General features: G+C 57.9%; 8 protein-coding genes and 4 tRNA genes. All 12 read right to left on the bottom strand.

All coding sequences use genetic code 11. The features are described from left to right. Positions 1 to 20 precede the first annotated feature (20 nt). On the bottom strand, positions 21 to 4,127 hold the full coding sequence (gene rpoB / locus PQR40_RS22665) for a DNA-directed RNA polymerase subunit beta (protein WP_408241261.1): 4,107 nt from the start codon (positions 4,125 to 4,127) through the stop codon (positions 21 to 23). A 370-nt stretch (positions 4,128 to 4,497) separates the two neighbouring features. Beyond that, complete coding sequence (gene rplL / locus PQR40_RS22670; protein ID WP_172318043.1) at positions 4,498 to 4,869, bottom strand: 50S ribosomal protein L7/L12; 372 nt, start codon at positions 4,867 to 4,869, stop codon at positions 4,498 to 4,500. Between the two features lie 63 nt (positions 4,870 to 4,932). Further along, entirely contained in the window at positions 4,933 to 5,436 is a 504-nt protein-coding gene (gene rplJ, locus PQR40_RS22675) for a 50S ribosomal protein L10 (RefSeq protein ID WP_054043370.1), read from the bottom strand. Between the two features lie 301 nt (positions 5,437 to 5,737). After that, complete coding sequence (rplA, locus tag PQR40_RS22680) at positions 5,738 to 6,436, bottom strand: 50S ribosomal protein L1 (RefSeq protein ID WP_408241263.1); 699 nt, start codon at positions 6,434 to 6,436, stop codon at positions 5,738 to 5,740. Beyond that, positions 6,437 to 6,868, bottom strand: coding sequence for a 50S ribosomal protein L11 (gene rplK, locus PQR40_RS22685; protein ID WP_074262715.1), 432 nt, complete (start codon positions 6,866 to 6,868; stop codon positions 6,437 to 6,439). 165 nt (positions 6,869 to 7,033) lie between these two features. Continuing rightward, complete coding sequence (gene nusG, locus PQR40_RS22690; protein WP_007180147.1) at positions 7,034 to 7,591, bottom strand: transcription termination/antitermination protein NusG; 558 nt, start codon at positions 7,589 to 7,591, stop codon at positions 7,034 to 7,036. Position 7,592: 1 nt separating this feature from the next. Further along, complete coding sequence (secE, locus tag PQR40_RS22695) at positions 7,593 to 7,973, bottom strand: preprotein translocase subunit SecE (RefSeq protein ID WP_046567533.1); 381 nt, start codon at positions 7,971 to 7,973, stop codon at positions 7,593 to 7,595. Positions 7,974 to 8,009: 36 nt separating this feature from the next. Next, positions 8,010 to 8,085, bottom strand: a tRNA-Trp gene (locus PQR40_RS22700). A gap of 65 nt (positions 8,086 to 8,150) precedes the next feature. Next, on the bottom strand, positions 8,151 to 9,341 hold the full coding sequence (gene tuf, locus PQR40_RS22705) for an elongation factor Tu (protein WP_063497539.1): 1,191 nt from the start codon (positions 9,339 to 9,341) through the stop codon (positions 8,151 to 8,153). Between the two features lie 63 nt (positions 9,342 to 9,404). After that, positions 9,405 to 9,479, bottom strand: a tRNA-Thr gene (locus PQR40_RS22710). Positions 9,480 to 9,495: 16 nt separating this feature from the next. Continuing rightward, a tRNA-Gly gene (locus tag PQR40_RS22715) sits at positions 9,496 to 9,569 on the bottom strand. Positions 9,570 to 9,610: 41 nt separating this feature from the next. Further along, positions 9,611 to 9,696: transfer RNA gene (locus PQR40_RS22720), tRNA-Tyr, on the bottom strand. Between the last annotated feature and the right edge of the window lie 150 nt (positions 9,697 to 9,846).

Here is a 9,846-nt window from a genome sequence, read left to right on the forward strand (position 1 = left end):
GCTTTCTCTCCGTAGTCCGATTAGTTGCGGTCGAGGTCGATATCGATACCGAGCGAGCGGATTTCCTTCACGAGCACGTTGAAGGATTCCGGCATGCCAGCGTCGATCACGTGATCACCCTTGACCAGGTTCTCATACACCTTGGTCCGGCCCGCCACGTCATCCGACTTCACCGTCAGCATTTCTTGCAACACGTACGATGCGCCGTACGCTTCGAGCGCCCACACTTCCATTTCACCGAAACGCTGGCCACCAAACTGCGCCTTACCGCCCAACGGCTGCTGCGTCACGAGCGAGTACGGGCCCGTGGAACGTGCGTGCATCTTGTCGTCGACCAAGTGGTGCAGCTTCAGGTAGTGCATGTAGCCGACAGTCACCGTGCGTTCGAACATCTCACCCGTGCGGCCGTCATATAGACGCACCTGGTTCTTCGACGGCGTCATGCCGAGGTTCTTCGCGATGTCGTCCGGGAATGCCAGATCCAGCGCGCGCGACATTTCTTCTTCCGTCGCACCGTCGAACACCGGCGTTGCAAACGGCACGCCTTCGCGTAGATTCTTCGCCAGTTCGACGATTTCGTCGTCTGTGAAGCTGTCCAGCTCTTCAGCACGGCCCGACTCGTTGTAGATCTTGGTCAGGAATTCGCGCAGTTCAACGATCTTCGCCTGACGCTGCAGCATTTCGGCGATACGCCAGCCGAGACCCTTCGCGGCCCAACCCAGATGTACTTCGAGAACCTGACCCACGTTCATCCGCGACGGCACGCCGAGCGGATTCAGCACGACGTCAGCCGGACGGCCATCGGCCATGTACGGCATGTCTTCGATCGGAACGATCTTCGACACCACACCCTTGTTACCGTGACGGCCGGCCATCTTGTCGCCAGGCTGCAGACGACGCTTCACAGCCAGATACACCTTGACCATCTTCAGCACGCCCGGCGGCAGTTCGTCGCCCTGGGTGAGCTTCTTGCGCTTTTCTTCGAACGCCAGATCGAACTGGTGACGCTTCTGTTCGATCGAGTCCTTGATCGCTTCGAGCTGTGCCGCTGCTTCTTCGTCCGCGAGGCGGATATCGAACCAGTGGTAGTGGTCGAGATCTTCCAGGTAAGCCTGGTCGATCTTCGTACCCTTCGCGAGCTTCTTCGGACCGCCGTTCGCGACCTTGCCGGTCAGCATACGTGCGAGACGCTGGAATGCATCGCCTTCCACGATACGCAGCTGGTCGTTCAGGTCGAGGCGATAACGCTTCAGCTCATCGTCGATGATCTGTTGCGCACGCTTATCGCGCTGAATGCCTTCACGCGTGAACACTTGAACGTCAATCACCGTACCGCTCATGCCTGACGGCACGCGCAGCGACGTGTCCTTCACGTCCGAAGCCTTTTCACCGAAGATCGCGCGCAGCAGCTTTTCTTCCGGCGTCAGCTGGGTTTCGCCCTTCGGCGTGACCTTACCGACCAGCACGTCGCCTGCTTCGACTTCAGCGCCGATGTAGACGATGCCCGACTCATCGAGACGACCGAGTTGCACTTCAGCCAGGTTCGAGATGTCGCGCGTGATTTCTTCCGGTCCGAGCTTCGTATCGCGAGCTACGACGTTCAGTTCTTCAATGTGGATCGACGTGTAACGGTCGTCAGCAACCACCTTCTCCGAGATCAAAATCGAATCTTCGAAGTTGTAGCCGTTCCACGGCATGAACGCGACCAGCATGTTCTGGCCGAGAGCCAGTTCGCCGAGGTCGGTCGATGCACCGTCAGCCAGCACGTCGCCGCGCGACACGATGTCGCCGACCTTCACGATCGGGCGCTGGTTGATGTTCGTGTTCTGGTTCGAACGCGTGTACTTGATCAGGTTGTAGATGTCCACGCCGACGTCGCCAGCAACGGCTTCATCGTCGTTCACGCGGATCACCATACGGCCTGCGTCGACGTAATCGACCACACCACCGCGGAATGCCTGAACCGTCGTACCCGAGTCGACTGCCACCGTGCGTTCGATGCCCGTACCAACCACGGCCTTTTCAGGACGCAGACACGGCACAGCCTGACGCTGCATGTTCGAACCCATCAATGCGCGGTTCGCGTCATCGTGCTCGAGGAACGGAATCAGCGATGCCGCCACCGACACGATCTGCGACGGCGCCACGTCCATGTACTGGATGCGGTCCGGCGTAACCATCAGCGTTTCACCTGCTTCACGCGACGACACCAGTTCGTCGGTCAGCGAGCCGTCAGCAGCCACCGCCGCGTTCGCCTGAGCGATCACGTAACGGCCTTCTTCGATCGCCGACAGATAGTCGATCTGATCGGTCACCTTGCTGTCCACAACCTTGCGATACGGCGTTTCGAGGAAGCCGTATTCGTTCAGGTGCGCGTACAGTGCGAGCGAGTTGATCAGGCCGATGTTCGGACCTTCCGGCGTTTCAATCGGGCACACACGACCGTAGTGAGTCGGGTGCACGTCGCGGACTTCAAAGCCAGCGCGCTCACGCGTCAAACCGCCCGGGCCAAGAGCCGAAACACGGCGCTTGTGGGTGATTTCCGACAGCGGGTTGGTCTGGTCCATAAACTGCGACAGCTGCGACGAACCAAAGAACTCGCGAATCGCCGACGAAATCGGCTTCGAGTTGATCAGGTCGTGCGGCATCAGGTTTTCGCTTTCGGCCTGGCCGAGGCGTTCCTTCACAGCACGTTCGACACGCACGAGACCTGCGCGGAACTGGTTTTCCGCCAGTTCGCCGACGCAACGCACACGACGATTGCCCAAGTGGTCGATATCGTCCACTTCTCCCTTGCCGTTGCGCAGTTCGACCAGGATCTTGATCGTTGCGAGGATGTCGTCGTCTTGCAGCGTCATCGGACCGACGATTTCGTCGCGACCGACACGGCGGTTGAACTTCATACGACCCACCTTGGAGAGGTCGTATGCGTCTTCGCTGTAGAACAGACGGTTGAATAGCGCCTCGACTGCTTCTTCGGTCGGCGGTTCGCCCGGACGCATCATGCGGTAGATCGCGATGCGAGCGGCCATCTTGTCCGCGGTTTCGTCGATACGCAGCGTCGACGAGATGTACGGACCTTGATCCAGATCGTTCGTGTACAGCGTCTGGATGTCTTTGATCTTCGATTCGCGGAGCTTTTCGAGGACGGTTTCGGTGATTTCGTCGTTCGCGTTAGCGATGACTTCACCCGTGTCGCCGTCGACGACGTTCTTCGCCAGCACGCGGCCGAGCAGATAGTCTTCCGGAACCGAGATGAACTTCGTCTTCGCGTTGTCGAGATCGCGAATATGCTTGGCGTTGATCCGCTTGTCCTTCTGGACGATCACGTTGCCGTCACGATCCGTAATGTCGAAACGTGCGACTTCACCACGCAGACGCTCCGGCACGAATTCCATCTGCGCGCCTTCCGGCATCAGCGTGAAATTGTCGAACACGAAGAAGTTTGCGAGGATCTGTTCCGGCGTCAGGCCGATCGCCTTCAGCAGGATCGTGACCGGCATCTTGCGGCGGCGGTCGACGCGGAAGTACAGCACGTCCTTCGGATCGAATTCGAAGTCGAGCCACGAACCGCGGTAAGGAATGATACGTGCCGAGAACAGGAGCTTGCCCGAGCTGTGCGTCTTGCCCTTGTCGTGTTCGAAGAACACGCCCGGCGAACGGTGCAGCTGCGAAACGATCACACGTTCCGTGCCGTTGATCACGAACGAACCCGTCGGCGTCATGAGCGGAATTTCGCCCATATACACTTCTTGTTCCTTCACTTCCTTGACGACCGGCTTGCTCGGCGACTCCTTGTCGAGCAGCACCAGACGCACTTTCGCGCGCAGTGCCGAGCAGTAAGTCAAACCGCGCTGCTGACATTCCTTGATGTTGAATGCCGGCGGCGACAGCATGTAGCTGACGAACTCCAGACGTGCGAACCCGTTGTGCGAAACAATCGGGAAAACGGATGTAAACGCAGCCTGCAGGCCTTCCGGCTTGCGCTGCGTGGACGACGTGTCTGCTTGCAGAAACGTGCTGAATGATTCAAGCTGGGTAGCCAGCAGGAAAGGTACTTGGTGAACGATGGGGCGCTTCGCAAAACTCTTGCGAATGCGCTTCTTCTCGGTGAAGGAATATTGCATACGATCTCCGAATCACGGCGGGCATTGTTGTCGAGGCAGGATACCTTGATGAGACAACCCGAGTGTTCACCGACTGAGACCCGATGGCCGTCCGATGGCCTGAACGAGCCTAGAAGCTTGGTGGTTGGCCGCTACCAACCGCTGGCTGACGGCAGCGGATGCCTGTGTTGCCCGCTACCCGACCAAACTTGCCTTCTGCAGTCGCTTCAGAAGACAAAGAGAAGCACCGGTCAATACTGCCGATAGACGATTCTCTTTGGCCTCTGGGGCCCCTGTTCTTGCCGAAATCGGCTGGCAAAAACGTGGTCCCCACAAAGCACAAAAAGGCCGGCGGTGGAAAACCGCCAGCCTTCGCACAACGCGCCGAAACTTACTTGATTTCAGCCTTCGCGCCGGCTTCTTCCAACTTCTTCTTGGCTTCTTCAGCAGCAGCCTTCGGTACCGATTCCTTAACAGGCTTCGGTGCACCGTCAACCAGGTCCTTCGCTTCCTTCAGGCCGAGACCCGTCAGTTCACGAACAGCCTTAATGACCGAAACCTTGTTCGCGCCGACTTCCGTCAGGTTGACCGTGAATTCGGTTTGCTCTTCAGCGACAGCTGCAGCTGCGCCTGCCGGGCCTGCCACTGCAACAGCAGCTGCCGACACGCCAAACTTTTCTTCGAACGCCTTAACCAGCTCGTTCAGTTCCAGAACCGACATCGAGCTTACTGCCTCGAGGATGTCATCTTTTGCGATTGCCATTTGAAATACTCCTAAATTGAATTCGGATACAGCCAGCGATCAATCACGCTCGACTGAAGTGCGTTACGCAGCAGCTTCTTCGCCTTGTTTCTTTTCTGCCAGCGCGGCCAGAGCGCGCGCAAAGCCGGAAACAGGTGCTTGCATAACGTACAACAGCTTGGAGAGCAGTTCTTCGCGGCTCGGGATGTTTGCCAGCGCTTGCACGCCAGCCTTGTCCATCACCTTGCCTTCGTAGGAACCAGCCTTGATGATCAACTTGTCATTGCTTTTGCCGAAGTCGTTGACGACCTTAGCAGCAGCAATGGCATCTTCCGAGATGCCGTAGATCAGGGGACCGGTCATCTGCTCTGCCAAAGAAGCAAACGGGGTACCTTCAACAGCGCGACGCGCCAGCGTGTTCTTCAACACACGAAGGTAAACCTGTTGCTCACGCGCTTTCGCGCGCAGCTTGGTCAGATCGCCAACCGTGATCCCACGATACTCAGCCAGAACCACGGTCTGGGCTTTCGCGACTTGCGCGGCAACCTCAGCGACGACGGCCTGCTTGCTTTCTTTATTGAGTGGCACGGTTAACCTCCAGATTCGATACACGCAGCGTGCGCCTTGTGTACCGCGTTCAATAACGGCGTCCGACCAGTCAGGAGTATTTCGACCGCCCGATCCCCACATTTCTGCGGACATCCAGCGGCTTCATCACTACAAAACCTTTTCGGGTTCGCCATCTGCGTTGGCTTTACATTAAGGGACCGCCTGCCTGCTGCGTTCCCGCCAACGGTCTTTGACAACCGGCCGCACGATGCAAACTGCCATCTTGCGACCGCCCAAAGCCCATAAAACCGCCTCGACTCACATCGAGGCGATGAATTTATTACTGTGCTGCGATCGATGCCTGGTCGACGCGAACGCCAACACCCATCGTGCTCGACAGCGCAACTTTGCGCAGGTACACACCCTTGCTCGTTGCCGGCTTCGCCTTTTGCAGCGCGTCGACCAGAGCGTTCAGGTTGCTACGCAGAGCCGTCGGCTCGAACGAAGCACGGCCGATCGTGGCGTGGATGATACCGCCCTTGTCGACACGGAATTGCACCTGGCCAGCCTTGGCGTTCTTGACGGCAGTCGCGACGTCCGGCGTAACCGTGCCAACCTTCGGGTTAGGCATCAGGCCGCGCGGGCCGAGAATCTGACCGAGCGTACCGACAACGCGCATCGTGTCCGGCGAAGCGATCACGATATCGAAGTCCAGCTTGCCAGCCTTGACTTGTTCAGCCAAGTCTTCCATCCCGACGATTTCTGCGCCAGCTGCACGAGCTTGCTCAGCCTTTTCACCTTGTGCGAACACGGCCACACGAACCGACTTACCAGTACCAGCCGGCAGTACGACCGAACCGCGAACCACTTGGTCCGACTTCTTCGCGTCGATGCCGAGTTGCACTGCAACGTCGATCGACTCGTCGAACTTAGCGCTTGCGCATTCCTTCACGAGCGACAGAGCTTCGTCGACCGCGTACAGCTTTTGACGATCAACCTTGGCTGCAAATGCTTGCAGACGCTTTGAAAGCTTAGCCATTTACACGCCCTCCACGGTGATGCCCATCGAGCGGGCGCTACCAGCGATTGTACGAACCGCTGCGTCCAGATCAGCCGCCGTCAGATCAGGCATCTTGGCCTTGGCGATATCTTCAGCTTGAGCGCGAGTGATCTTGCCGACCTTATCGGTATGCGGCTTGGCCGAACCCTTGTCGATCTTCGCTGCCTTCTTGATCAGAACCGTAGCCGGCGGCGTCTTCAGAACGAACGTGAAGCTCTTGTCCGCGAACGCGGTGATCACAACCGGAATCGGCAGACCCGGTTCCATAGCTTGAGTCTGCGCGTTAAACGCCTTGCAGAACTCCATGATGTTCAGGCCGCGCTGGCCCAGTGCCGGACCGACCGGCGGCGACGGGTTGGCTTTACCTGCAGGAATCTGCAGCTTGATAAAGCCGATGATTTTCTTTGCCATGTTGAAAACCTCTTAGGAACGCCGCCGTGGTACAAGCGGACATTCAGTGAGTAGTAGCGCGCGTTCGCCGGAAAACAGACTACTTACGCTCCTCAACGGCCATTACGCGGACCGTAAGCGCGAAATACGGGACGCACCGATTGGTGTGCCCCGTAGAATTCTGGATTACAACTTTTCGACCTGGCCGAATTCCAGCTCGACCGGCGTTGCGCGGCCAAAGATTGTAACGGAAACACGGACGCGCGACTTTTCGTAGTTCACTTCTTCGACGCTGCCGTTGAAATCCGTGAACGGACCGTCCTTCACCCGAACCATCTCGCCTACTTCGAACAGGGTCTTCGGACGCGGCTTTTCCACGCCTTCCTGCATTTGCGACATGATCTTCTCGACTTCCCGCGGGGAAATCGGACTCGGACGATTACGCGCCCCACCGACGAAACCCGTCACCTTTGCCGTGTTCTTCACGAGGTGCCACGTTTCGTCCGTCATTTCCATTTCCACAAGGACATAGCCCGGGAAGAAACGACGCTCGGTCACCGATTTGTGACCGCCTTTCACCTCGACCACTTCTTCAGTCGGAACAAGGATCTGACCAAATTGGTCTTGCATGCCAGCACGTTCAATGCGCTCCTGAAGCGCACGTTGCACGCTCTTCTCCATGCCGGAGTAGGCGTGCACCACGTACCAACGTTTGCCGCTCGGGGATGCCGGAGTATCACTCATATCATTTCCAACCCAGAATCACCGAGAAAATCGCCCATTCGATGGATTTATCGCTAATCCAAAGAAAGATCGCCATCACGAACACGAAGCCGAACACTACGAGTGTTGTCTGGGTGGCCTCTTTACGAGTCGGCCAGACAACCTTACGAACTTCTTTGTACGAGTCTTTGGCGAAAGCGATGAAACCCTTGCCAGGCGCGGAGAGAAGACCGACTGCAACACCCGCGATAGCGCCAACAGCCAAGGCGGCTCCGCGGACGTACCATTCCTGGCCGCTGAGCCAGAAGAATCCCACGAACCCGGCCAAGACCAACAATACGCCCGCGACGAGCATCAGCTTGTCGCCGGATGTATTTACAGTTTCGACGGAAGGATTCGCCATAACACCTTAACGAAGCGTCACATATGACGCGTGAGTTGGCAGGGGCAGAGGGAATCGAACCCCCAACCTTCGGTTTTGGAGACCGACGCTCTGCCAGTTGAGCTATACCCCTAAACCATTTTGGGGTTGACGACGCCGCCAACCCCGAAACTACCGATTAACGAGAACTATCTGGCGTTACTCGAGAATCTTGGCAACGACACCAGCACCGACCGTACGGCCGCCTTCGCGAATTGCGAAGCGCAGACCTTCTTCCATCGCGATCGGGTTGATCAGCTTCACCGTGATCGACACGTTGTCGCCCGGCATGACCATTTCCTTGTCCTTCGGCAACTCGATCGAGCCCGTCACGTCCGTCGTACGGAAGTAGAACTGCGGACGATAGTTGTTGAAGAACGGCGTGTGGCGGCCGCCTTCGTCCTTGCTCAGCACGTACACTTCAGCCGTGAAGTGCGTGTGCGGGTTGATCGAGCCCGGCTTCGCCAGAACCTGACCACGCTCCACGTCTTCACGCTTCGTGCCGCGCAGCAGGATACCCACGTTGTCGCCTGCCTGACCCTGGTCGAGCAGCTTGCGGAACATTTCCACGCCCGTGCAGGTCGTCTTCACCGTCGGCTTGATACCCACGATTTCGATTTCTTCGCCGACCTTCACGACGCCGCGCTCAACGCGACCCGTCACCACCGTGCCGCGACCCGAGATCGAGAACACGTCTTCCACCGGCATCAGGAACGCACCGTCAACTGCGCGCTCCGGCGTCGGGATGTACGTGTCCAGCGCGTCGGCCAGATTCATGATCGCCACTTCGCCCAGCTCGCCCGTGTCGCCTTCCAGCGCCAGCTTGGCCGAACCCTTGATGATCGGCGTGTCGTCGCCCGGGAAGTCGTACTTCGACAGAAGTTCACGAACTTCCATCTCGACGAGCTCCAGCAGCTCTGCGTCGTCCACCATGTCGCACTTGTTCAGGAACACGATGATGTACGGAACGCCAACCTGACGCGCCAGCAGAATGTGCTCACGCGTTTGCGGCATCGGGCCGTCTGCGGCCGAGCACACCAGGATCGCGCCGTCCATCTGCGCTGCGCCCGTGATCATGTTCTTCACATAGTCAGCGTGGCCCGGGCAATCGACGTGCGCGTAGTGGCGGTTAGCCGTTTCGTACTCGACGTGCGCCGTGTTGATCGTGATACCACGTGCCTTTTCTTCCGGCGCCGCGTCGATCTGGTCGTATGCCTTTGCTTCGCCGCCAAACTTCTTGGTCAGAACCGTCGTGATCGCTGCCGTCAGCGTGGTCTTGCCGTGGTCAACGTGACCGATCGTGCCGACGTTCACGTGCGGCTTGGTCCGCTCAAACTTACCCTTGGCCATTTTCGACTCCTAAGAGGATTTATCCGTACGTTGCGCCGCGCGCAAACAATCACCGAGTACTTCTGGTGCCCATGGGCAGGATCGAACTGCCGACCTCTCCCTTACCAAGGGAGTGCTCTACCACTGAGCCACATGGGCGCTACTTCTTTGTTGCTGGAGCGGGTGAAGGGAATCGAACCCTCGTCGTAAGCTTGGAAGGCTTCTGCTCTACCATTGAGCTACACCCGCAAGGATCCATGGATTCCCAACTACTGCTACAACTTGCATTCTGGTGGAGGAGGTTGGATTCGAACCAACGTAGGCGTAAGCCAACAGATTTACAGTCTGCCCCCTTTAGCCACTCGGGCACCCCTCCGCAGAGAACTGATGATTATGAGGGAACAACCGCTTGCTGTCAAGGCTTGACTGACCGTTCCAAACTCATAGCTCTCACTTATATAGTGACTCCAGCGCTGCCGTAAACGCAGAAACCCCACCTTTGCGGGGTGGGGTTTCTGATGCTGCA

This window comes from Paraburkholderia sediminicola (assembly GCF_046026855.1).
GTDB lineage: Bacteria > Pseudomonadota > Gammaproteobacteria > Burkholderiales > Burkholderiaceae > Paraburkholderia > Paraburkholderia sediminicola_A.

Bases quoted from the DNA above. Each gene is read 5' to 3' on its own strand.
- rpoB (WP_408241261.1), bottom strand. From the start codon at position 4,127: ATGCAATATTCCTTCACCGAGAAGAAGCGCATTCGCAAGAGTTTTGCG.
- tuf (WP_063497539.1), bottom strand. From the start codon at position 9,341: ATGGCCAAGGGTAAGTTTGAGCGGACCAAGCCGCACGTGAACGTCGGC.
- rplL (WP_172318043.1), bottom strand. From the start codon at position 4,869: ATGGCAATCGCAAAAGATGACATCCTCGAGGCAGTAAGCTCGATGTCG.
- rplK (WP_074262715.1), bottom strand. From the start codon at position 6,868: ATGGCAAAGAAAATCATCGGCTTTATCAAGCTGCAGATTCCTGCAGGT.
- rplA (WP_408241263.1), bottom strand. From the start codon at position 6,436: ATGGCTAAGCTTTCAAAGCGTCTGCAAGCATTTGCAGCCAAGGTTGAT.
- nusG (WP_007180147.1), bottom strand. From the start codon at position 7,591: ATGAGTGATACTCCGGCATCCCCGAGCGGCAAACGTTGGTACGTGGTG.
- secE (WP_046567533.1), bottom strand. From the start codon at position 7,973: ATGGCGAATCCTTCCGTCGAAACTGTAAATACATCCGGCGACAAGCTG.